Origin of the sequence: Paenibacillus sp. ALJ109b (genome assembly GCF_010747435.1) — a bacterium.
GTDB lineage: Bacteria > Bacillota > Bacilli > Paenibacillales > Paenibacillaceae > Paenibacillus > Paenibacillus taichungensis.
Genome location: NZ_JAAIFP010000027.1, coordinates 78,939 through 103,892, shown reverse-complemented (window position 1 = coordinate 103,892; position 24,954 = coordinate 78,939). Strand labels below are relative to the sequence as shown.

Here is a 24,954-nt window from a genome sequence, read left to right as displayed (position 1 = left end):
ATTACCAAAGCCCCTCTCCGTTGAACTTTCGTGCCATCTGATTGGTGCATAGTACCAACACCAGACTGATGACCGAAGAAAGGAGACCTACTGCAGTGGCCATTCCAAAATAACCTTGCTGCAAGCCATTGCGTAAAATATATGTGTCTAGCACATCCGCGACTGGCTGATTGGCCGGATTCATCAGAGGATAGATTTGATCCATTCCTACTGCAATCAGTCCAGGCATACTGAGAATCAACACGATGGAGATGGTCGGCATTATACCCGGCAGGGTAATGTTGCGAATTTGTGCGAGCCGTCCTGCTCCTTCCACCCTAGCGGCTTCATAGAGCTGCGGGTCAATCGTTGTAATTGCTGCCAGATACAAGATCGTATTCCAGCCGACCTCCTTCCATAAACCGCTCACTACGATCATGGGCCGGAACCACTCCGTGGATCCCAAGAAAAAGACAGAATCTCCCCCGAGCTTCTCTATTAACTGATTGACCAATCCGCCGTCCAACGTCAGCAGGGATTGCAGAATGTAAGCCACCACGATCCACGAAAAGAAATGCGGAAGATAACTAACGGATTGGACAAACCGCTTGTATTTGTTGTTTTTCACCTCATTGATGAGCAATGCCAAAATAATAGGAGCTGGAAATCCAAACACAAACTTGAGAATCGCAATGTAAATTGTATTCTTCACCACAATCCAGAACTGTTCATCTTGCAAGAATGAGAAGTTTTCCAAACCGACCCATGCACTACTCCACATCGTGCTGCCGATGTGAAAATCCTTGAATGCCACCTGGATGCCCACCATCGGAATGTAGCTGAAGAGAAGCAGCAGGATCGCACCAGGTAGTATCATTACATATTGCCAACGGTATTTTGCCAGTCGTTCAATCATTTAACCACCTCTGCCATCAGTATAGAGATCAATTGAAAGCGGTAACATATAACAACGATCAGGTTTCTATCGATTGGATTGGCAATATCAGAAAAGGCGAAGTAACAACTTACAAATCAAATACGCTACGTACAATTAGCTGTGATTGCAGTTCTTCAAGGGATGCCGGTTTGTTGAGATCATCTTTCTTCAGAGAAATGGTCTTTCTTTCACCTGCTGACAAGTCAAAATAATTGTTACTGAAAGTACCGTCTAATTCACTGAAATCCAGCTCCACAAACCGTGCAAAGGCTTTCGAATCAACCGTAATAACAAAACCATCCTCTTCTTCTGTCATCGTGGTCTCAATTGCAGGATCAATAAAACCAAAATGCTTTGGCTTCACAAATAACACTGTACCTTCGCTGACAACTTTACCGTCCACCACAAAGGAAAACTGTAAATACGTATTCCGTTTCTTAGCAGTTGTATCGAGCATCTCAGTGAAATCAAGCTGTTCGAATAATGACGTTGATAACGCTTTCAACTCAATCACTTTTGAAGAAGCTACGATTTCATTGGATTGCGAATCCATGAGCCTCCATTTCAATGCTCCTTTTACAGCACTCCTGCTCTCATTCGATACGTGAAGTTCTACCTTCGAACCATCTTCCCGAGCCGATACAAGAACAGGCGCGAAAAAGCGTTTGGCTGCATAATGCAGTGCTTTCCAGCGACCAAAGTAATCGATACTGGACCAGGAAGCAACAGGCCAGCAATCATTTAACTGCCAGTACAGTGCTCCCATACAGCGTCCACGATGTCTGCGCCAGTGCTCAACCCCACATGAGATTCCTTCAGCCTGAATGAGCTGTGAAGCGTATAACAGGGAATTGAAATCATTTGGCAAGCGATACGTCTCCCCGATGTAATACAGAATTTTCTCATTTCCCGTACCATTCTTCTGATGAGATTCCATGACCGGAGAGAAAATATTGCGGTCTTCCGGCAACGTAAACGTCTCTATAGTCTTGTGATTCGGAAAGGATTGCAACCCGAATTCGGACATGTAGCGCGGGAACAATGTGCGGAATTCGGTAAAAGGTTTCTTGCCATGCCATACGTCCCAGTAATGCATGTCTCCGTAATTTTCATCGTTCGGATTGTCAAAGCTGCCTTTGGATGAAGGTGAAGCTAACCAGTAGAACGTGTTCGGATCATATTCCTTCGCAATAGCCGGGAGTAATACCTCATATTGCTTAATATAGTCTGCTTGTAACTGTAAGGAAGTTTTCTTCGCCCAGTCCCATTCGACCCAAGCCATCTCCTGCTCATTGTTTCCACACCAGATTCCTAACGATGCATGATGACGCAAACGTTTCATATTGTCGATGGTCTCTTTTGTAATCGATTGCTTGAATTCCTCAGTCAGTTCATATACACCGCAGGCATACATCAAGTCCTGCCATACAATCAAACCGTATTCGTCGCACAAATCATAGAAGTAATTCTCCGGATAATGTCCGCCACCCCAGACACGAATTGTATTGAAATGGGCTTGCGCACAGCTCTTGATCAATCGTTCTGTCCGCTCTGGGTTACAGCGCGGCAAGATGTTATCTTCCGGAATATAGTCAGCACCCATCGAGAAAAAGGATACACCGTTCACTTCGAACTCGAAGGACTCACCCCATTGATCCTGCTCTTGCTTCACAGTTAATGTTCTCAGTCCAATGCGCTTATCATCACGATCCAACTCCACGCCTTGTTCCATAAGCGCAACGCTCAGCTGATACAATGGCTGTTTGCCCAGACCATTCGGCCACCATAACTCGGGATGGTCCACTTCAATCCAGATATGATGATCCCCATCATTCATGACAGACGTGCATCCTTTCAATGTCTCCCCGGAAGGTGTATCTAATGTGACCATGATCTCCCGCTCTTCTTGGACCCAACCAGATGCCCTTACGCGAACATCTAAGGTTACCTTGCCTTCGCTATGCATCTGTGTAATGTAGACATCTTCCAAACGGGCATGATCATAGCCTTGAATGGAGATATTCCGCCAGATTCCCAAATCAGGTAATTGTGGACCCCAATCCCAACCGAACATGGAGTGTGCTTTACGCAAATGGGAGATTCCTTCCACTGCATCACTGCAGTTAATCAACGGGCGCTCGGCTTGTTTACGCAGTACATACTCCACAGGGGAACGAAGAATAATGTGTATGGTATTTTCACCTTGTTTGATAAAGGAGGTAATATCGATTTCATAAGTACTGTGCATATTACTTACATTCGCGATATTCATTTCATTCAGAAACAATTCGCCAATTGTATCCAACCCTTCACATAACAGGATGATCCGGTCATGCTTGAGATCCGCTTCGTTCACTTCAAAAGAGTGTTTGTATTCATAATCATAATTGCACAGTTCAAGTGACACCTGCTCTTGCTCGCGGTAGTAAGGATCTTCCATTTGTCCAGCTTGTAGCAAATCATTAAAGACGGAACCTGGGACCGTCGCCGGAAGCCATTCGGCATGATCCACTCTCTTCATTTGCCACCTGCCATTGAGATCGATAAGCAACATTTGCGATACCTCCTGATGTCTTTGTAATCTATTTCATTCTATCAAGAGGTCTCCATACTTTCTTATGTTGTGTTCACGGAATTCGTGTGCTATTTTGACATTAACAATAATTGGAGAGGTTCGAGCCATGATCAAATACACAGCGTCTACTCACATCCATCCCGACCTGCTCGTAGATCCGTTTTGGGTCGATTCCTTATCGAAAGTATCACCCGAGCATACCCATGACTTTTACGAGTTCTTCATTCTAAGTGAAGGGCAGTGCCAACATATAGTCAATGGAACAACCCAGCATTTAAGGCCGGGCTGCCTTGTCTTTATTCGACCGCACGATATTCACCGTTATGAGCCGGAAGGCACTCAGGACTGCCGTTTTCTGAATAGCCCGTGTCGATCCGCAGTAATAGAAGAAGCTTTGGCCTACTTGAATGAACAGAAGTATGCGCAAGGACTCTTGCAGGCTCCCGTTCCCCAGATTGCCATGTTATCTCAGTTAGAAATGACAGAGATGGTTCGAAGCTTTGAACGGATTATGATGCTCTCCACAGTGGATAAGAAGAAGGCTCGCGTATACGCAAAAGGGCTAATTATTCAGATTTTTACGCAGCATTTCTTTGAGTTGGAAACCATTGAACAACCCATTCTCCCGCTGTGGCTTGAGCATGCGATCTCCAAAATGCAGCTGAAAGAAAACATGATTCGAGGCCTTCATGCCCTCTATGAATTGTCAGGTCGAAGCGTTGGTCATGTGAACCGTGCCTTTCGTCAATATCTGAATCAGACACCAACAGAGTATATTAATCAGCTTAGGCTAAATGTAGCCAAAAACTTGCTGCTCACGACTGAGCTTCGCGTGCTTGAGATTGCACTGGAAGCGGGATTTGAGAACGTCAGCCACTTCTACCATCAGTTCAAAAAATACTATAATCAAGCTCCGCTAGATTTCCGTAAAAACGCGACAATGAATAAGGAATCGCTGCTGCCATAAGGAATTCAAAGCACCCATATGGTGATATCTGCAGCTTGCCATCCATCATATCCGAATCCAAAATTTAAAAAAGCTCTCCCTATAGTGCAGGGAGAGCGGAGTAAACACAAAGCAACTTAAGCGGAGCATTTATATTGACTATTGGCTACACGAACCCCTTCGAGCATTTCCTCTATTTCTCTCACTTCGAGTTTTGGTGCAGCTAGAAGGATATAGTTGCCGCCCTTTTCTTTCAGACACGTTGAGCCGCAGGGAAGCCGAACGAGATTACAGCTCCTCCCTCCTTACGGTTGGTGGCCTGAATCAGCCCACCGCAGCGTTCCACAATGGCCCGGGCAATCGCCAGACCCAGTCCGGACTCACCATCTTTTCCTTTGACAAAACGGTGGAATAAGGTGGGCAGCAGCTCCTGCGGAAAGCCGGGACCGTCATCTGAAACGGATAGCGCGATCTTCCCTTTTTCCAAGTTCGCAGTGATGTGAATTTCTTCTTTGGCGTATCTTGCAGCATTCGTCACGACGTTGAGCAGTGCCTGCAGCAGTTTATCCTGATCAGCCATGACGAACAGCTCCTTATTCTCCGGACAAGCGATATGGAGTGTAAGTCCTTTCTTTACAAGCAGCGGATTGACACGTTCGGATGTTTCCGTCAACAATTCATTCAGACTGACCTTGGAAGGTTTGAAGATATCCTCTTCACTATCCAGCTTCGCGAGCAGCGTCATTTCGGTAACAATCTTTCCTAATCTGCCGCTCTCCCCCAGGATCACGTCCAGCCCTTTACGAACGTTCTCACCTTCAAAGATCCCATCTCGAATGCCCTCCGCATAGCCTGCAATGGACATCAGAGGGGTCTTCAGCTCATGTGAAGCATTCTGGAAAAACTGCTTCTGCACCTCATTGAACCTGTTCAGTTCGCCAGCCATCTCGTATACCGTCTGAGCCACAGCTCCAATCTCACCGCCAGCCTTGACCAGCTGCACATCCGTGAAATGACGTTGTTTGACCTTCTTAAGTTCCTGCTTCAGATTCATCAATGGCTGAATCAGCCTTTTCGTAATAAACAAACTGAGCAGGAACATAATGGCTCCAACGATACAGATCACCAGGATGAGACGACCCAGTAGCGCCTGTTCGATTGCTTTGATCTTGCTCATGGGAGTCAACAGAGTCAGGGTTCCTTGGGGGATGGGACTGACATCCATCACATAACGCCCATCCGTTCCCTTCCACAGGTCCTTGATGCTGGACGAAGTGACCGCTGTGTATTTGGACAAGTTTGCTGGTACGGCTTCAGTCAATGTGTTACTACTGCTCGCCATTCCGGTTGTACCACTCACAGACAAAGTCCCTGACAGCACATTTCCGTTAAAATCAGTGACAAAGGCTTCAACATCCGCAGGAATAAGTGTTGAGGGAGCACTTGTAGCCTCTCCCGTTACCAACTGGACGGACTGCATACCCGTAATATTCAAATTAGGCATTGTGACAGCAGTTCCAGTGGAAAGTACAGGACTCATTGTGAGATCCCCCGTTTTCGTTATAGAAGCGGACATCGCCGCACTTAACGTCTTGAGATCATTCTTCTCTGTCCCAATGAAATGATCCAGCAGCACATAATGAAGTAAAACGGCCGTGACGGAGAGAATCAGAACCAGTGACAATCCGAACGCAAGATTAATTTGATGAACAAGTTTCATATTAAACTTCACTCCGATCTGTACGCATACGATACCCGTGTCCCCACACCGACTCGACGGGAAGTTCCTCAATCTTTTTGCGAATCCGCTTAATTAAATGATCCACGGCACGGTCACTGCCAAAATAATCTTCTCCCCAGACAAAACTGAGCAGCTCGTCCCTCGTAAACGCACGATTCGGATGTTCAGCCAGTACCTTGAGCATGGTGAACTCTTTGCTGGTCAGGTCCACTTCTTCCCCTCGCCATATGGCCCGCCTCTCTTCCAACATTAATTGAAGCTCACCAGTATCGATTCGTGGCGCTGCAGCTTCGCTTACAACAGCTCTTTCTTCCGCACCAGTAAGTCTAATCCAACGTTCCAGCTGCCGCTTGATGCGGGCTACCAGCTCACGGGGACTGAAAGGCTTCACCAAATAATCGTCACTACCGAGCTCAAGGCCAAGTATTTTGTCCACCTCATTATCCTTCGCCGAGATCATAATAATGGGTACCTCTCCTTCATTCCGGATGCGTTTACACAATTCATAGCCATCCATTCCGGGCAGCATAATGTCCATCACCCACATGCTCGGCGGACTTATTCTATATAAAGACCAGGCATCCTCCGCATTAGCGAGGCCTATCGTCCGGTAATTCTCTTTGTGCAAATAAGCTTGAATCAGTGTGCGTATATTCTCGTCATCGTCTACAACTGCGATGAGGTAATCGTTATTCATGAACGGGGCCTCCTGTACTTTTCTCTATAGTGAGTATACCAAAGGTATATATATGGGAAGAGCTTTGCCATTGTTTTTCCACAATTACACCAATATTGTGCCACACTCCTTCGGTAAATTGATAACTGTAAGACAAACCAAACCATAAGGAGTGTTACGAAATGAACTACAGTTTCAAATTCAGAAATGTTGCCCTGTCCGCCCTGCTGCTCACTGCGATCTCCGCACCGATTGTCGCGAATGCCGACAGCGCCGCTAACACAAATGCTGTTACAAACGGAACAGCTTCCTTAAAAGAAGCGAAATCCGCCACTGCAGCCTTTGCATTGGCTAATCCAGTTGAGCTGGCCAAAAAGTACGCGCCAGAAACAGTAAGCGAATGGGAAAAAACGCTGGCCCGTTACAATAAACTGCTTTCACAAAACTCTACATCCCAAGTAATGGCCACTTTGGTTGCTGTTGATGTAGACTCTGACGAATGGAAGAAAGTTTTCGAGAACGCCAAACCAGGTGAGATCAAAGAAATGCAGGCTTTAGAGGTTGAGGAAGGCAAACTTACCTCAGTTGAGGGAGTAAAAGCCGATAAAGTACCTAATTCCGAAAATTTGAACACCTTGTCTTTTTCCATTACCAAAAACAGTTCGGATCTGAAAGGATTAGTTGAGAACGCAGAATCTGGAGTGGCAATTGCAATCAGCCCTCTGAATCTTGACGAAAAAACAACCGGAACAACAAACGCGTTTATAGCGAATGCTGAAATTCTTCAATTTAGCGGTACTACAGCTGCCAGTGCATTCTTCTCAGCACAAAGTAATTTGGATAATGCCGTAACAGCTAAGGATGAAGCTGCAATCAAGACTTCCCTTGCCGACCTTCTGAAGCAATACAAAGCGCAAATTACTGAGCTAGAGGCAGCTCAAGAGTAGGTTTAAATACAAAAGACCGAACGCCAACAACCAGCAGGCCTCCATGTGGAAGCCTGCTGGTTGTTGTTTTATCGACTATAAGTTTATATCTGTTATGTGTTATCTTTATTTTTCATTAACCCGGGTAACCACAAATGGCTCGTTCAACGAATGCAGGGCTGCGGCCATATCTTCAACCGAAAGGCTGCCGCCAGCCGAAATATGATATTGAAACTCATAGAAGCCGCCCAAGGTCGCTTTGAAATTCGTTTCCCAATAATTCGTCATCAGCCAGGCATAAGCTTCCGGTTGAGCGTCAGGCGTTTGCTGCGTGTGGACCTTTCTGGTCCCGTAATCCAGCGTTCCCCATTGCACGAGAGGTGTGTCCGGGACAGCAAGCAGCAGACTGCGGTCATTATCCTGCCAGGCAATGCCCGACTGTACAGCGGAATAATCCAGGCAAGTTCCCGGAATCTGATCCTTCCAGGGGCGAACGAGGCCTCCTGGCTTGTCGGCAAACAGGGTAACTGGCCCAGTGCCTCCTGGGGTGAACGGCAGAGCCAGATAAACGTTCTCCGGATTCCAGATGCTCTCTTTATGGAACCGCGCCGAAATATCCATCCGGTTTTGACGGGTATAGATCCGCAAATGCAGTGAAAAATAGGCGATGCCCTTGAGCTGATAACCAAGCTCAACGGTAGCATACAGCGGTCCATTATCCACCGCGCGTACAGAGATGAGCTGACCAACCGAACGCTCCAGGTTAAGGCCTTTACGGTTGCGTCCCATTTTGGAACGGACGCTCCAAACCTGAGAAGCATCCGCAGGGTTCGCTGGATTTGTCACCTCATAGATGGGTGTAAATGCCCCATACAGATCATCTGCTTTCAGCAGTTCGCGTCCTGTCTCCTTATCGATCCACGAGATAATGCCGCGCTCTTTCGACCAAGTCAAGCGTACAAAAGGTGACTCCAGCCCAGTTTGGCAAACGGAGACCGGCGCTTGCTGTCCGCCTGTCGTTAAGGAATACATATCCTCCATATCGTACACCTGGTCAGCGCCGATCAGCTTCGAATTGGAGGTTGACGTTAAGGAAGAAAGACTCTTCTGAGCTGCCAGGATTGGGCGCAGGATCAGTATGCAGCTCTCCATGCCTTGGAGCTTAAGCTCCGCAATAATCGTCTGTGGGTTGCTTGACTGCTGGATCAGTACCTGTCCCGTGTCTTCCCGGATCACTTCTACTCCGTTCAATAGCTCATCCGGTTCCCATCCTTCAAGCTTCAACTGAACCAACTCGGTTACCTCCCGCTTCGAAAGGTTCGTGACTTTGAAGCGATAAGGACGCCCCGGGTACAAGGTGGCGGCATTATCGGCGAGCAGCACCTGATCTAGCGCGCGGTAAGCAAGCCTGCTTGCCTCTGCAGCGTGAGCTGTCTTGCGAACCTCAAGCATCTGCACATTTTTGTGCCACGGTTCATAAACAGAGGAGTGATACCCCCAAGTGTGTTCTGCATAAAGAGTAAGCTCCTGCTCTACAGCCTCGATTTCCTGAAGACTAACACTTTTCTGTTCAGGGTCGAGCTTTTCCACCTTGCGAATTGTCCGCTGTGCGTCACGGTAAATCTGAGTGTGCATCGGTGTGGAGCTTACACCGTCCGACCACCAGTCTGGCCAATCCCCTTTATGCACAGGCAGACCATCCGTCCCTTCCTCCTTCAAGCGTGCAAAAAAGCCGCTCAACGTACTCATCTCCACGGAAATTCCCTCGCCGTTTTGACGGTTCCATGCATCGATCCATTCCATGATTGCGCTATTGGGCGATCCGTTGTCTGTGGGCAATCCGGACAGCATCATCGGCACGAAATCATATGGATACTGCTCCGCTTCAAGCTGGGCCAAGTACCGGTGGATGCGAATATTGGCGATTTGGTTATGAATGTTCGCCGGTTCCACAAGTCTGTGGCCGAATTCATCACGAATCATGTATTTGCCAAGCGCACCAGGGCAGAAGCCAAGCTCGTTGCCAAGCATGTAGTGGTCTCCATTCCAGACCAGCAGACGTTCCCCACTTGGAGCTTCCCACCAGAAAGGGGCCTGCTTGCGGCCCAGCGCATACATGCCGTGATGAGTATGTATACAGCTGAATAAATGTTGGATTCCGTTTTCCAGCAAGCTATCGGCATATCCCCAGCTGTAGCCATTGATATCCGCCGTCATCGCACTGTCTATTGGATGACCGATAGATCTGGCATATGTCTGAGCTTTACTGTGTATTTTGTTCAGCAACTGTAGGTCGGGCAGCTCGGTCATATTCAAATACGTGCCGGACAGCTCGATATCGCCCCGTCGCACGGCTTCGGCAAAGGCACCTTTTTCTTCGTCTCCGGCTTGCTTCAGGAATTGCTCCACGGCCCAGAAGGTCTCGCAGGTCCAACGGAACCCTTTCCACTCGGGGTTTACGCCGTTATGAGCATCGTTAACAATACGCAGCGCCTGACGGATAAAATCGATATGATATTGTTCAATCTTCTCCTGTCGATCGGTATAACCAATGTCAGTATGGGAATGGTGAATGACGTATATTTTCCAATTCCGTTCAAGCGTCGGGATGGCAGCCTGTTTGATTTGTTGTTCGAGTGTCATCTTTTTTTCTCCTTTGTTGGTGGATTAGGTACCTTTTACGAGTTGGAAAATCCCATGGAACACATGCTCCTGCATTTGTTTCTCATTATGCAGAGCAATCTTCTCGGGCAAGAGTGATTCCGAAAGCGCGCCGCCAAACAGATCTTGGGTTTCGGCAATTTGTCCTCCCAGGATCAGACGAGCGGGGCGAAACTCTGCCACGTACGGACGCAGCATTTCCCCAAGCCGCTGGCCGTAAAGCTGCCATACACGGATGGCGGAGGAATTTCCCTGTCTGGCCGCTATGGCCAGATGGTACACGTCCTCTCCCTGCCTTCGAGCATCATGGCTATCTGCCAAGGCCAAAATGCCTCGGCTTCCGAACAGATCATCCACGGTTCCTCCGTTGTATTGCTCGGCATACAACATGCCTGAGTCGGGAATTCCCCATTTTCCGCTGACAATGGACCGGTTCTCAACAAAAGCGGAGCCAAGGCCCGTTCCCAATGTAAGGCAAAGCAATCTGTCCTGTGGAAAAAGCCTGCTGACCCCCAGAGCGAACAGAGTAGCATCATTGCCAAAACGAATATCTGCGGCGGCAAGCTGGGTCATCCATGTAGGAGCAGTGGGCTCCGCTGCAAGCGCCGTTAATTCACACCGCAGCAGTGTTTTTAGATTGAATTCATAAAGCTGCTCGTATTTATTCAATCCCTGGATACGGGAAACGCCTGTGTCGTATTCAAAAGGTCCGGGGAAAGCAAAGCCGATGTGAAAATTGGCAAAAGTGGCCCGGGTCCCTTTATCGGTACTTAGCCTCTCCATGTAGGTGACGTATGCAGCGGCAAGCTCCTGGATCACGCCAGCCAGGTTGGAGGCGATTTCATACGCGCTACTGTCGGAGTGCGATGACCTTTTGACATAAAGTTGTGGTAGAAGATTCCCGTCACTCAGTACAACGGCACCCTTCAAAAAGGTTCCCCCGGCATCAATGGCAATCGTGACGTCAGGGTTCATAAACGTTCACCAGATTTCCAGTGATGCGGAAGCAGAGGCATGTTCCAGTCTGGCGAAACCTGTGCCCGGATCAGAGTGCACGATCGGTCACCCAGAGACTCCAGACGGAAACCTCCGACAGAGGCAGGAACGATATACGCTTCGGCGTACCCCCACTCCACAGCCGCTGCCTCATCATCCAGCGGAGTCAGCCGCACACGGTCACCTTCTACGAGGTTGAACATAACAAACTCGCCAGCCGTATCGTCGATCCACTCTCCGTCCAGTTTTAATCTTTTGATCTGAAAAAGCAGATCCTCCCGTTCGCCCAGCAGCTCTTCCCTGCTGTCTCCCTGTACCCGGCTTTCCTTTGGAACCGCTATCAAATGCTTCTGAACGTAATCCGTGTCAAACTGTTCCTGCATGTTGGCTCTGGCATGATCGACGTTGATCGGACGCGGCAGTCCGTCTCTGTCCAGTCGCAAATGGTCGTATATTTTGAAGGTAAACCACCAGGTTGTCGAAGAGATCTCCAGCACCAGATTGTTTTTGCCCGAAAAATGTACGGCTCCCGGCGGGATCAGAAACAGGTCACCCTTACTCGCATCCCAAATGTTCACATATTCTGGGATCTTCAGCGGTTGTCCCAAGGTGTGTGCAGATTCAACCGCCTGAAGCAGCTCCTCCCCGGTTGTACCCTCCGTGAAACCCAGTCCCACAAAAGGTTTGGCTCCTTCCTTCTGTTCCATAATGTAATAGGATTCCTGCTGGGTCATCGTTTCGTTGAAGGTCTGCTCGATGTAAGCCTGCTGGGGGTGGACCTGCAAAGACAGATGATCCCCGTCGATCGTATCGAGATAATCAAACCGGATCGGAAAATAGTCGCCAAACAGTTGCACATTGCGCTCGCCCATAATTGCTTCTGGATGAGCTGACAGCAGCAGAGGGAAAGGAAGCTCCACTATAAAGTCCCGATAACCAATCAATAGCGTGTTCTCCGGTGCGATAGGTTCAAACCCCCATGCGCAGTTATTCCAATCCTTAGGCAGGTCGCATAGTTCTTTTAAATACTGTCCGCCCCAAATCCCCGGTGCAAAAAACGGCTTTACTCGAAAAGGCTGCTGGGCTGCTGAAGCCAAAAGTCGGCGCAGCATGGGGACGGTGACCAAAACGGGTCGTTCCCGGTTGTTCGTATCCACATAGTAGTCAAAGTCATACAAGTGGCGTTTGCGATATTCCTCCCAGACGGGCCATTCCAGAAAAAAGGCCTGTTTATAGGTTTCGACCGTATCCAGGCAAGGACCTAACCCCAGAGAACCCATCCCCTGCTGATGCAGTTTCTGCTGTGTTTCTCTGGATAAGTCGCAAAACAGAGAAACGTTCGTTAAACCTGATGCTGTAGAAAGGAAACCAGAGCCTGGCCCAAAGGTCACAACGATGGGGGCTAACTGAACTACGTTCGGCGACTGGACCTCTGCATGTTCAGCGGAGTGATAAAGCCGAAGTTGATCGTCTACATCACTGAGCCAGACCGACTGTGCATGTGGCCGGAAATAATCCTTAACGCTGACGTCCGAGGCTACAACGCCAAAAGCACGGTTATCCGTCAGATAAGGGTGAAACTGCTGAAGCAAATCTGCAGAAGACTTTAAATAATCAGCGCTGTCTATTTCAATTAAAACCCTGCTCTCTAGGTGGCAGCGCGACCGCAGTATTGCCAGACATTCGTTGAATGCGGCACCATGTGTACCATCAATGACCATATAAAAAGGAAGCAAATCATTCTGTACACATTCAGGCCAAATTTGATCAAGCCATTCTTCATACGCATTCCAGATCCCCGGTTCTTTCTCTTGGTCGGGCTGAAGCTGAATGAAATTGACTGGGTTGGTTTGAAAGGTCAAAGGGGCTATTCGGGGCATGTTTAAAACCTCCAACTCTATATCGATTTATGTTCATCATTGTATAGGGAGTTGGAGGTGCTGTCTTTAAACGATCAAGCTGTGTTTTTGTACAATCAGGACATTCGGGGTGGGTAATGCATTTTGCCAGAGCGGCCTTCGGCAAACTGATTGCGTCGGAATTTGGCCGGGGCAACACCAAGCTCGCGGGTGAATATCCGGGTAAAATAGTGCACGGATTGGAACCCGCACTTGATGGCGATATCTTTAATTGGTGTCTGTTCATTTAATAAGAGCCCAGCGGCTTGCTGCACACGTCGTTCCTGAATGTAGTGGACGAAGGACTGCCCCAGATTTTCCTGAAACAACCGGGTCAGGTGACGGGATGAAATGTGGAGGTGCCTCGACACCGTCATAAGTGTAAGCTCATTGATCAAATTATCATCAATGTATCGTTTGGCCTGTCGGAACAACGTATTTTGTTCCATGGGCTGCTCTCCCGTATCGGCCGAGTCTGTTCGAGTCGGAACGTGCAAATCTGCTATCGATAACAGCAGAGAAGCGGAAATTTGCTTTACAGCAAGTGGAAGAGTTGCCCCAGGCTGGTCGAAAGAAGTAATGAGCGCTTGCCATAAATGGCCAGTTGGCGTAAGGTCCGCTTGCTGGGCTACGCTTTGTCCAAGCTCGGCAAGACGACGGAAGAATTCAGTATAATAAACATCTGTGTGGGCTTCATCCAGTTCGAAAGCCACATAAGAAAGTGTCAGTCCGGTCTGGCTGCGGATTTGATGCCATACGCCTGGAAGAGATAGAAATGCTGTTCCTTTATTTAAAGCATAATGCTGGTTTTGTTCTATGTAGCTTCCTTCACCGTCTACCACATAACATGCCTCAAAAAAGGAATGCCGGTGGAAGGCATTGTCGAAATGATCGGGCATGAATCCCCAATACAAAATGGACAATGAAAGCCCTGTTTGCTCCACTTTTGTAATATAACGATTGCATATCTGATTGGCCCGGCGGAAGCTGGCTTCGATGGTCATGGCGTTCCTCTCCCTTCAAGCTCTCATTATACGTTTGCATAGCAAAAAGGCAAACCGGAAGTCGGTCTGCCTTTTTGAATAACAATTATTGTTCAGCCATTTTCAGAAAATACTCGGAGGCCAAACGGACAGCCAGGACACTCGCACTATTGAGGGAGTTATCAAATATAAGAACATGGTTATTTTTTACTGCCTCCAGTGAGTTCCATACCTTCGAAGATTCCTTTTCCTTCACGGCTGCCTTTGCAACGTCAATATCATGCTGGATAATAATATAATCGGGATTCATGTCGTATAGTCCCTCCAGCGTAAGCGCCTCGCCACCCTCAGGATATCCCTTCGGTGCCAATAATCCAAAGCCTGCAGTTTGATTGTAGTACATTGTATTTTTAGATCCCTGGGCATTAAAATTGGCTTTTCCATCAACCCGCAACAAGGCAAAAGTCTTATCCTCAAGAGTACCTAACTGTTCTTTCGTTTTTGCGATCATTTCTTGGGTTTCTTTAATCAATTGTTCCGCAAGCTCTTCTTTTCCAACAACCTCAGCAAGAAGCATCGTTGTATTTTCCCAGGTATCGGTGTAGTCGATTAAGATGACTGGAGCAATCTTGTTCAACTCATCATAAATGGTATCCACAGACCCCTTAAAGGTTACAATCACATCAGGCTGGGCATCAATAATCTTTTCCAAATTCGCTGAGTCACTACCCAAATCAATAATATCAGTAGACCCAGCGTAAGGCTGTAAAGTTGCAAACTTCTCCATCGCTTCCACCGCGCTTATTGATGCGATTGGAGGAGTATCCAGAGCAAAAAAGTAATCTAAGTACAATGGATGCAGCACCGCTATACGCTCTGGTCGTTTCTCAAGCACCACCCCATTATCGCTGGCATCCTTAATGGTTCTTGGCCATGCTTCACCCTCGATCTTGCTGGCCTCAGGAGTAACTGCAACGGGCGTCTCGGAGCATCCAGCCAGTATCCCCCCTGCAAGTAAAATTACAGTTAAAATCAATCCAGTTAGTCTTTTCATATGTCCTCCCAATTCCTGTGTATGCAATGTTTTATGAATTTCCTAAATGATCGCGCAATGTTTCCCCGGTATATTCACTTCTGAACAGACCTCTTTCAACCAACTTCGGAATCAGCTCTTCAAAAAATATTTCCATCGATTTTTCTGAACCGCCTGGCAGGGCGATGAATCCATCAATAGCACCAGCCTCAACCCGCTCAATAATATCATTCATTACGGTCTCGACTGTTCCCACAGATACCCAGTGAGCAGATCCAACAACCTCTGGCCGATTCAGAATATCTTGTACTGTAGGCTGGTATTTGGTAATATATCGGCGCAACAGTTCGGCATGTGTGCGGCTGCGAACAGCCTGATCAGGATCAGGCAGCATATCCTCGGTTACGTGTTGATCCAAGGGGAAACCGCTTAGATCAAGCCCCATCAACGATTGCAGAGAGGCATGTCTGCGCTCAAGACTTAAATGGGCATGAGCAGCCTTATGTAATTCAAGCGCTTCTTCGTGCGTATCAGCCAGGAAAAAATATAAACCCGGCAATACTTTAATGGTGCTTGGATCGCGCCCATGTTCTACAGCTCGTTTTCTCAAATCACTTCGCAATTCCACGCCCGATTCAAGATCCGGCATCGCCGCAAAAATAGCATCCGCTACGGAAGAGGCAAAATTCCGGCCAATATCCGAAGCACCGGCTTGAAACAGAGGAATGGTTCCCGATGGATGAGAAGGTAAAGTAAGCGGCCCTTTTACATTGAAAAATTCACCAGAATGATGAATAGCATTCACTTTTTCCTTATCAGAAAACATGCCTGACTCACGGTCAATAACAATAGCCTCATTCGGAAAACTATCCCAAAGCTTGCATACCACATCCGTAAATTCGATTGCCTTCGCATACCGTTCTTCCGGTGATGGCATTGGTGAATTTCCGAAATTATCGGCGCCTTCAATAGAAGTGACAATATTCCAGCCGACACGTCCATTGCTTAGCCAGTTCAAGGATTGAAGCTGACGGGCAACAACGTAAGGCGGATTAAACGTGGTAGAAATGGTCGTAACGAGTCCGATCCGATTGGTTTCACGAGCTATTGCTGCAAAAAACAAAGTAGGATCTGGGCTGCCGAAATTAGAAGAATCGCCTAACATCTGCGGGCTAATATACAGATAATCAGCTCTGAAAAGAAAATCGAGCTTAGCGTTCTCCGCCATTTTTGCCCAATGAATATAATAGTCAATGGTTCCTGTCTGCTCCACTCCGCTATCCGGGTGCCGCCAACTGTCACCTTTATTCCATGTTGCATTTAAGGACAATCCAATACATAGTTGTCTGTTTGAAGTCATTTCTACCAACCTTTCTTAGTTCTTATCATTGTTTTGCTCCTAGAAAGCCTTCCCGCTCAAAATGGAGCGACTTTCAATAATAATGATTCTCATTATCAAAATAAAGTTTAGCAAGGATTCAAGCAAATTTAAATACACAAGTTACAAATCTGATATGCACAATTATCTAAACTATGGTTGGACGGCTAAAGGTTAGGTTCTTGCCTCACGACAAAAACAAAAAAAGCCGCATCAATGCGACTTTTATCTTTCAACGCTCTAACTTGTATCATCTGTACTGTTTGCCACACTGCTGTCTCTGCACCGATGCCACTTCTAAATTAGACTTATAATCAAAGTAACTCCAGAGCTTTCAACAAGGCATACTCACTAGAGGTGGCACCTATTTGAGAAAAATGTGCATTCGGAAACATTGGAGCCAAATGATGATATCCAGGAAGTACTTGCAATTCGATCAATACACCGTCAAAGGCAAGTTGTTTGGCAAATAATAAGGTTTCGTCTATGAACAGATCAACGCTGCCTATGCTCATATAAGTGGGTGGTAAACCGGCAAGAGATTTGGCACGCGCTGGCACGTAATACTCATTTGTTTCCTCTTGTCCGGGTTCGTGACCTATGACTGATTTCCAGCCGAAATAATTGCTTTTTTTGGTCCAAACAAACTCGCCGGCATAAGGATGGTCTGGCAAAATACTTGTACGGTCATCAAGCATTGGGCTGCGCAATCTTAGATGATGGATGTCGAATTCCTTCTGGTCGCGAATGTACAGGGCTAACCCCGCCGCTAATCCACCACCAGCACTGCTGCCAGCAAGTGCAACTTTCTTAGTATCTATCCCTAATTCCTCAGCATGCTCGATACACCATTTCAAGCCTGAATAACAATCCTGTAATTGACTTGGCTGAATATGTTCTGGAGCTAGCCGATAGTAAACCGATACACAGCAAAAACCATGTTGCACAGCCAGTGCCGCATTGCTTTGGCGTTCACCGACCGGACTGCCCATAACCATTCCCCCACCGTGAATCGAATAATATAACGGCATCTTACTATACTTTGGTTGGCGGGGTTTAATAATTTCGATACGAATATCAGGACCGCCAAAATAACTTGGCACCACCCTTTCTTCGAATGTGACTGGAAACAGCTGTGTTACATCGATTTGCGGCATCATGTTTGTTTGACTTTTCCTTGCTTCCATTAGTGTGGCAGCGGAAAGATCGGTGGTTGGGATTAATTCAATCGCACTTATTATCTCCTGATCGATCAGATGTCTGCTTCTGCTTGTTGGTTCATTCATGTTTACCGTTTCCTCGCTCTCTTAATTATGTTCAATGAAGTGCTACTCTCTCCAATGGTCCAGTATTCCCGATTCGAATTCAAATCAAAAGTTACACTTTCTCTCACCGTATCGACTCCTCTTCTGCCTAATCCTATTGTAAAGAGCGCAATAAGCTATTTAAATGAAAACAATAAGTTAGAATCGTTTTTGACATAAAAAAACACTGATGAGTTTCTTCATCAGTGCCGTGTACTACTTATTTTTGGAATAAACAATTTTCTTAATAGTTTCAACAGAAAGAAAGTAGTCCTTAGCAAGCTGCTCAACGCTGCTATTACTCTTAAAGGCTTGTCTAATAGTGGCATTTCGGTGATCTAACCATTGTCTTCCGCCACTCAAGCTTCCCCAATGGTTATATTCCTTTTCCTGTTTCGGAATGTAAATCGTCTCTCCCTGGACATACTCTTGAATCATTATAATTAACTTTTCAGGCAATATTTTTTTAGCGTTTGTATATTTCACTCTGCTTCACTCCTTATTTTAGAAAATAAGGTGCAAAGCCAAAATATTAGAAAAGCTTATTTAGCGTTAGAAAAGATTTAACCCCATGCAAAGTAACGCTTCTCCAATACTGGCTTTGCACAAGTGAAGAAAGTCACAGACAATCTTAACAGATTCTCCATCAGTAAAGCACCTCCCTTTTACGTTGCCAGTATAGCATAAATATAATTACTTCGGACTATCTCATGAACAATAGTTAGTCATCCCTATGGATATATTGAATTAACTTATCTTTACGGGGATCGATATCGAATGTAATAAACTCCTTCGCTTTTGGAGGATTGTATGGACTAAATCATAACTTGGCTGCGGCTTCTGAATTTTTTGATAATACTGAGTAATCGCCATCTTTAAGTAACGTCAAAGATAAAGGTTTAAACTCCTCCTCATTCACTATGTTAGGCTCTGCAGAGACTAAAGCGCTTAGATTTAGCATTAAAATACAAAAAACAAGACAACTAACAAAGATGTTCGATACTTTCATCATATGTTCTGCTCCTTAGCGAGATTTGACCCTTACCTATCAAGTTTCCCAATGGTTGATTTTTTTAACACAAGTCAACGACAAGTCGCTTGGGAGTTGATTTTATAAACCGTATAATCATAAGCAGAGGTGACGTTGATGAACGAAATTAATTTAGCATCTATCCTTGTTGCAAAACGCTGAGAAAAAGGATTAACACAGGATGCATTTGCTGCATTTATCGGTGTTTCCAAAGCGTCAGTTTCCAAGGGGAAAATATGTGGAAACCTGCGTGGAAGGATTCTTTCCTTTTAAGCTTCATGGGGATTGCTTTATTGACCTGATTGAACCGTGGCTGAAAGATTTCTACATCGCCGCTCCCCGCAGCGAGCATTGGAGGTTAGGGGAATGAACGAAAAAATAATTATTGGCAAAGGAATCGCCGTGCTGCGATATGACAAAAGAACACTCGTTTATGGAAAAAAATGAAAAACGATACCAGCTTATCCGTTAAAGAAGAAACGATTTAAGATGCTATCCTTGCAGCAGATTTATTACGCAAAGACCCACGTATTGATACCAGCCAAATATATTTATACATTAAGTGATGAAGAAGCGAAATCAACTGTGGTTTTAGGGAAATATTCTAGAGCCTTCCACTTCAAAGAGATGGGAGAACATCCATCCATCCATTAATTACCTTAACGTATTAGATAAACCCGTACTCATTTTACAAAGAGATTAAGATTTCCATATAACGTGATCAATGACATTTCCGAATGGATTTACCATTCAGTTTAGAAAAAAGCCATCAATAATCAGTAACTGACTGATTTCTTCAATACTTCTATACTTTCCTGAAGGAACGATTGATTTCTTTCAACTCCTCTTTTTTTACACCAAACAACTGCACTGAAAGCATCATAGAAATTATAAAACGGCAATACGATTTCGAGATTTAACATGTTCCGAATGGTTTGATAACCTTCGAAGTACGGGGACTTCGTTCTCGGGTTTACTTCCCAAATATATCTATTGATTTTAGTGAAGTCTATTTCAGAGGAGCCACCCCGGGCACTCTCGAAATCAATAATGCCAGCAACCTTGTTCCCATTCACCAATATATTGCCAGGTCGAAAATCCATATGTACAAAACAGGGTCCGTCCGGATCTGGTAAAGCAGAGAACACACCATCAAAATGAAGAATACATCGTTCATACAATGCTGATTCGAGGAGATCTTTGCAGGGCTCTTTCCACTTTTCAAAATTGTTTTTGATATGTAGTCGCCAATTATTTTGGTCAAGAAATTTAAATCCCTCGGTTGAATGGTAACCGTATCCTGGAGTTTTCACCTCATGGAGCATCGCATGATACACACCCATTTGAAAAGATAGCTTTTCATCCATATTTTCTGTACAAGGCACCCCTTGAATTGCTGAGAGAAGCAATGCTCCAGTATTACTTTCATCCCCATACCAAATGTCCAATACCTTAGGAACAGGTATGACCTCCTTCAATATTTCAAGCATCTGAAATTCGCGAAACAGCTTATCCTTGTTAAATGGAATCTTCACATATACGTCTTCTCCACTAACAAGAGTAAGTTTATATACATCAGAACTATATGATTCCGGAACATCTTCAATATCCAAGACATTCAACTTCAGCTTTTCTATAACGTTTAGAATGGAACTCATGTGGCACCTCCTTTATTTGCGTTCTAATATAAATCAGCGAGCCCATTTGATGTGGCTCGCTGATTTTATGGGCTCTTATATTAACATATTTATCCTGTAGTTGGCTACTGAGATAACTGCAACGTTATAGATGTATGATTTTTAAAGCTAGCGTTATAGAAAGCTCCCAATTTCTCAACAGCTTCTTTAACCGGTTCTGGTTTGTCATATAGATCATAGTGGCTTGCATTTGTATTGGATCAATTAAATGGCTCTACCGAACAAGTCACCACACAAGTCGGTGGACTAATAACGCGGACTATTTCGATTAAATGAGCTTGTCCCGTTATAAAAAGCCGCTATACGCGGCCTTTCACCATATTAAATTAGCTCCAGTATGAATAATCAGAATTTAAAAGAAAGTTTAAATCACCGGCTAAACAACCTTCAATGCTTTACTTTTTCAAGCTTTCCATAAAATCATGCAGTGCGTTGGATACCCACTTCTTCGGATGAAGAACGAGCTGAATTTCGAGTTGAAGTTCTGCATGTTCAAGGGGTAATGCTTTCAGCTCCCCCCGCTCGATTTCTTCCATTACAGCCATCTGTGGCAGAATCGAAATACCCTCCCCTGACTTAATGCTTCTTTTGATTGCTTCCGGATTGCCAAGTTCCAGACCGATCCGATAAGGGATTGAATTTGCGCGAAGCACTCTTTCAAGCAGTTGCCTGTAGTTGCATGTATCTTCAGGCATAATCCATTCCATATCCTTTAGATCCTTCAATTCAATCTGCGTTTTGGCGATCAGCGGATGCTGCGGATGAACGATCAGCAAAAGCGGTTCTTGGCGAATGGTAATCCACTGCAAAGCCGGATCGCTCGAATCATCTGCAAGAATAAGTCCGATATCGGCTTCACCTTCCCTGACCTGATGCAAAATTAACCCCTCACGGTTCGTATGCAGTCGTATGTTCAGATCCGGGTATTCTTTACGGGTGGCTTGCATATATGGAGGTAAAAAGTAAGAAGCGATAGAGTCCATCGTACCGATCGTTAAGGAGCCACCGCCCTGCTTCGCCATTTTTTCCTTGGACTGCTCAAACAATTCCAACATCTGTCCGGCAAGCTTGAACAGCTCTTCCCCGGCAGAAGTCAGACGAATCTTGTTATTGCTATAGCGTTCAAAGAGTTTGACTTGATATGCTTTTTCCAGCTTCTGAATTTGCGTAGTAACACTGGATTGTGCATAACCCAGCACCTCTGCGGCTCTGGTGAAGCTCTCGCGAATTGCGACTTCTCTGAACGTCTGAAGATAGATTAAATCCAACTTGCTCACCTCATCGAAAATATTGATGACAACTATCATTTGTTATAGGTAACTGTGATGCTGGTTCCTATGTTACATTAGTTTCAATATAACGGGAAGAGGTAGTTGATTATGATGAATGAACAACATGTTCAAGGAATTTATATACCGGTAATTGCCCCTTTTTCGGATGACAACAAGCTGGACATTGAATCGTATCGCAAATATGTTACCCATCTTGCCAAACACGACATTCAGGGATTGGTCGTAAACGGCACGACAGGAGAATCTCCGACTGTCTCCTGGGATGAAGTAAAGCAAATGGTGGAAGTAACGAAAGAGATTTTGATAAGTCTGAACAAATCCATCCCCCTCGTCGTGGGAACAGGAACCAATGATACCTATTCGACGGTTCATCGGACCGAAATGGCCGCTGAATTAGGAGCGGATGCTGCTCTGGTGGTCACTCCTTATTACAACAGACCGACGCAAGAAGGAATTCTAGAGCATTTCTCCAACGCGTCCCGGACAGGATTGCCAATCCTAGTCTATGAGATTCCCGCTCGAACTGGTAGTCGCATGACCTTGGATACGATGAGAAAAGTCATGGATCTGGACGGGGTTATTGGCCTGAAGGACAGCACTGGCGGTTTGGATCTGCTGCTGGCGCTTACCCAATATGAGACGAAGCCTGTACTTTGCGGGGAGGATGCTTATTTCCATGCGATGCTATGTCAAGGTGCTGCAGGCGGGATGGTAGCATCTGCTAATATTCATACCCAACGGTATGTGGACGTGTATCAACGCTTTGTATCTGGTGACGTGAATGCATCAAGAGACAGCTTTAAGCAGCTGCAGCCACTGATTAGTGACGTGTTTGCAGAACCTGCTCCAGCCTCGATCAAATGGTGGCTTGCTCAGCAACAGCTGATTGCCTCTGCAAAACTGCGTCTGCCGCTGACTGCCGCATCGGAAAAAGCAAAACAAAGGTTGGCGGATACACTCGCAGAGATGGTCGTACCTTCTTAAACAAGATCAAATTTTGCTACGATTTATGAGTACATCCAGTCTGATTTAATGAGACATCATGGAATGGAAATAAAAAACAACCCGTATTGATACATCAATACGGGTTGTTTTAATTTTAAACACTGTGCGTCAGACGAACTAGATATTGCTAATTCACCATTCATCAGGGAATGCTGATCACTACTTTGAATATTAAAAGTAATCCGAAAAGTAAGGTGCCTGCTGCTCAATAGCATCTTCTAACAAATCAAGCGTTTCTGGATCACATTTAATCCGGCCAATCTTATGCAAATACTCAGGACGTTTATAGCCTAACAACATGGTCGTCATGGTTTGGATACTTATGCTATCTTCACTACGTCGATTTTGACTCCGAATTACTCTTCCACTTCCATTCGGTTCAATTTGTAGTGTAAATGTGCCTTGATTCCATGACAGCAACGGATCTTGCAGCGTAAAGGTCCACTCTCTATCCACAGCTGCGGGTTTGAACGGATATTTTGAGATAAATTGCTCAATGTCTACGATCCGTGCCATAAAGTAAGGCGAAATGGTTTCCTTAATATCAGCATCTTCCAGCAAAAAGGCAAGCTGTTCATCGGTATGAATATTGCCTACCACTTTAGATATCATTGAAAAATGCGCACTAATGAAATTCCACAGTCCACTTCGTGCCTCTTCATGAATGAAGATCATATCTTTGACATGGAACACTTCTTCTTCAATCCAATATAAAATGTAGCCATCCGGTTGTCCGTCTTCACCATAATAGACAGCTGCAGTTAAATCATCTGAATCCCACCGCCAGTACTCACTCCACGCCAGTTCTTTCCGCAGCATCGCTCCATGGGTTTGCATCGAAAAGCGTTCATAAGCCACCTTTACATCTTCGCTGTCGGGTTCTACACGTGCCACATCGCCAGGAACGGGTTTGTTTTTGGGCAATTGGAAGTCTTGAACCTCAAACACGATTTTATCAGATATGATCTCCCATCCTTTACGGCGATAATACGGTATGGAGTAAGGATACAAGTACGAAATGGATTGTTTCTGTTCACGCATATTGGTGAGAGCTTGCAGCAGCAGTTTATTCATTAAACCTTGACCCGAATATTCAGGAAAAGTCCCCACACCAGTAACGCCACCCATAGCGTAAGTTTGGTTAAATATCCGAACTTCAAATGGATATATGGATACCTGAGAAATCAGTTTTTCTCCATCGAACCATCCAAGTACATCTGCTTGTTGTAAGACAGGTGATTTTTCATGGAGAATTTCGCTTTCTTTCCAGCCATGTTTGTGAAGATCATTATGAGTAACCTGAAATACATAGCGTAACAGTTGACTATATTGTTCCAAATGTGATAAATCTACTTTTTTCATTTTTAAATTTTGCTTACGATGCATGCCAGTTATTCTCCCTTGGTTTTAAATTATATTATTTACCAATTGCTTCAGAATCATGCTGAAAGTGACCTATATTAGGTTCGTCCTTGTGCAAGCCCTACTGTAAATGCATTTTTTAAACAAATAAAAAAAACCATTTAACTCTTAAAAGTTAAATGGCTTTAAAAATATGAATTTTCAAATTCAATCACGTCTTTGTTGTTTTACGGGCCATGATCCAATTGAAAAATCGGTTCAATTTCTTAACTCCAATGTAAATCCTTCCATTTCTTCTTCCGCTTCATTCATCAGGTCCAGCAACTGATCTGCGTACTCTCCAAGAGACTTCCGACTTGCATCAAAATCAATCCACTGAATGGTAAGTGGCATAGAGAGAAATCCAGTCAGGCAATCCCATAATGCGTCCAAATTCCGCCCATACGTTTGACCTAATTCAAGACTGGTCTGAAGGACGTCATGTAATTCTTCTTTTCCATGAATATCCTTTCCATTGATGACTACTGTCTTCATA

General features: G+C 45.4%; 21 protein-coding genes. 3 read left to right on the top strand and 18 right to left on the bottom strand.

All coding sequences use genetic code 11. The annotated features are described in order from the left end of the window. Position 1 precedes the first annotated feature (1 nt). Both G3352_RS23740 and G3352_RS23735 read right to left on the bottom strand, forming a co-directional pair. Positions 2-895: an ABC transporter permease gene (locus tag G3352_RS23740; protein ID WP_063562694.1), complete on the bottom strand. Its 894-nt coding sequence runs from the start codon at positions 893-895 to the stop codon at positions 2-4. Positions 896-1,004: 109 nt separating this feature from the next. Continuing rightward, positions 1,005-3,470 carry a beta-mannosidase gene (locus G3352_RS23735; protein WP_163760626.1) on the bottom strand — a complete coding sequence of 822 codons (2,466 nt, stop codon included), beginning with the start codon at positions 3,468-3,470 and terminating at the stop codon, positions 1,005-1,007. Positions 3,471-3,597: 127 nt separating this feature from the next. Here G3352_RS23735 and G3352_RS23730 point away from each other — a divergent pair, with 127 nt between their 5' ends. Next, on the top strand, positions 3,598-4,458 hold the full coding sequence (locus G3352_RS23730; protein WP_163760625.1) for an AraC family transcriptional regulator: 861 nt from the start codon (positions 3,598-3,600) through the stop codon (positions 4,456-4,458). Positions 4,459-4,690: 232 nt separating this feature from the next. On the opposite strand, the gene G3352_RS23725 is transcribed toward G3352_RS23730, so the two are convergent. Beyond that, positions 4,691-6,157 (bottom strand): sensor histidine kinase, encoded by a 1,467-nt coding sequence (locus G3352_RS23725; RefSeq protein WP_163760622.1) that lies wholly within the window; start codon positions 6,155-6,157, stop codon positions 4,691-4,693. A 1-nt stretch (position 6,158) separates the two neighbouring features. After that, on the bottom strand, positions 6,159-6,875 hold the full coding sequence (locus G3352_RS23720) for a response regulator transcription factor (RefSeq protein WP_076289243.1): 717 nt from the start codon (positions 6,873-6,875) through the stop codon (positions 6,159-6,161). Between the two features lie 161 nt (positions 6,876-7,036). Here G3352_RS23720 and G3352_RS23715 point away from each other — a divergent pair, with 161 nt between their 5' ends. After that, the gene (locus tag G3352_RS23715; protein WP_163760621.1) at positions 7,037-7,801 is read left to right on the top strand and encodes a hypothetical protein; all 765 of its coding nucleotides are present in this window, start codon (positions 7,037-7,039) and stop codon (positions 7,799-7,801) included. Between the two features lie 105 nt (positions 7,802-7,906). Here the strand turns inward: G3352_RS23715 and G3352_RS23710 are convergent, their stop codons facing one another. The 12 genes from G3352_RS23710 to G3352_RS23655 form a co-directional block, all read right to left on the bottom strand. Then, on the bottom strand, positions 7,907-10,423 hold the full coding sequence (locus tag G3352_RS23710; RefSeq protein WP_163760619.1) for a glycoside hydrolase family 38 N-terminal domain-containing protein: 2,517 nt from the start codon (positions 10,421-10,423) through the stop codon (positions 7,907-7,909). Between the two features lie 24 nt (positions 10,424-10,447). Beyond that, positions 10,448-11,416 (bottom strand): ROK family protein, encoded by a 969-nt coding sequence (locus G3352_RS23705; protein ID WP_163760617.1) that lies wholly within the window; start codon positions 11,414-11,416, stop codon positions 10,448-10,450. Beyond that, positions 11,413-13,317, bottom strand: coding sequence for a class I mannose-6-phosphate isomerase (locus G3352_RS23700; RefSeq protein ID WP_163760615.1), 1,905 nt, complete (start codon positions 13,315-13,317; stop codon positions 11,413-11,415). Before G3352_RS23700 ends, G3352_RS23705 begins: the two co-directional genes overlap by 4 nt. Before the next feature lie 95 nt (positions 13,318-13,412). Further along, complete coding sequence (locus tag G3352_RS23695) at positions 13,413-14,339, bottom strand: AraC family transcriptional regulator (protein WP_163760613.1); 927 nt, start codon at positions 14,337-14,339, stop codon at positions 13,413-13,415. Between the two features lie 85 nt (positions 14,340-14,424). Continuing rightward, positions 14,425-15,372: an ABC transporter substrate-binding protein gene (locus G3352_RS23690; RefSeq protein WP_163760611.1), complete on the bottom strand. Its 948-nt coding sequence runs from the start codon at positions 15,370-15,372 to the stop codon at positions 14,425-14,427. A 31-nt stretch (positions 15,373-15,403) separates the two neighbouring features. Then, entirely contained in the window at positions 15,404-16,711 is a 1,308-nt protein-coding gene (locus G3352_RS23685; RefSeq protein WP_163760609.1) for an NtaA/DmoA family FMN-dependent monooxygenase, read from the bottom strand. Positions 16,712-17,043: 332 nt separating this feature from the next. Beyond that, positions 17,044-18,015, bottom strand: coding sequence for an alpha/beta hydrolase (locus tag G3352_RS23680; protein WP_163760607.1), 972 nt, complete (start codon positions 18,013-18,015; stop codon positions 17,044-17,046). Positions 18,016-18,249: 234 nt separating this feature from the next. After that, positions 18,250-18,519 carry a CD3324 family protein gene (locus tag G3352_RS23675; RefSeq protein WP_163760605.1) on the bottom strand — a complete coding sequence of 90 codons (270 nt, stop codon included), beginning with the start codon at positions 18,517-18,519 and terminating at the stop codon, positions 18,250-18,252. Between the two features lie 334 nt (positions 18,520-18,853). Further along, positions 18,854-19,045, bottom strand: coding sequence for a hypothetical protein (locus G3352_RS23670; protein ID WP_163760603.1), 192 nt, complete (start codon positions 19,043-19,045; stop codon positions 18,854-18,856). A gap of 71 nt (positions 19,046-19,116) precedes the next feature. Then, positions 19,117-19,290 carry a hypothetical protein gene (locus G3352_RS23665; RefSeq protein WP_163760601.1) on the bottom strand — a complete coding sequence of 58 codons (174 nt, stop codon included), beginning with the start codon at positions 19,288-19,290 and terminating at the stop codon, positions 19,117-19,119. 549 nt (positions 19,291-19,839) lie between these two features. Then, positions 19,840-20,721 (bottom strand): phosphotransferase family protein, encoded by an 882-nt coding sequence (locus G3352_RS23660; protein ID WP_163760599.1) that lies wholly within the window; start codon positions 20,719-20,721, stop codon positions 19,840-19,842. Between the two features lie 434 nt (positions 20,722-21,155). Then, entirely contained in the window at positions 21,156-22,028 is an 873-nt protein-coding gene (locus G3352_RS23655) for a LysR family transcriptional regulator (protein WP_076289231.1), read from the bottom strand. A gap of 111 nt (positions 22,029-22,139) precedes the next feature. Between G3352_RS23655 and dapA the strand changes: the two genes are divergently transcribed. Then, a complete protein-coding gene (dapA, locus tag G3352_RS23650; protein WP_163760597.1) occupies positions 22,140-23,036 on the top strand; it encodes a 4-hydroxy-tetrahydrodipicolinate synthase in 897 nt (298 codons plus the stop codon). A gap of 192 nt (positions 23,037-23,228) precedes the next feature. On the opposite strand, the gene G3352_RS23645 is transcribed toward dapA, so the two are convergent. Then, positions 23,229-24,443, bottom strand: coding sequence for a GNAT family N-acetyltransferase (locus tag G3352_RS23645; protein ID WP_163760595.1), 1,215 nt, complete (start codon positions 24,441-24,443; stop codon positions 23,229-23,231). Between the two features lie 234 nt (positions 24,444-24,677). Next, positions 24,678-24,953 carry a barstar family protein gene (locus G3352_RS23640; protein WP_163760593.1) on the bottom strand — a complete coding sequence of 92 codons (276 nt, stop codon included), beginning with the start codon at positions 24,951-24,953 and terminating at the stop codon, positions 24,678-24,680. Position 24,954 lies beyond the last annotated feature (1 nt).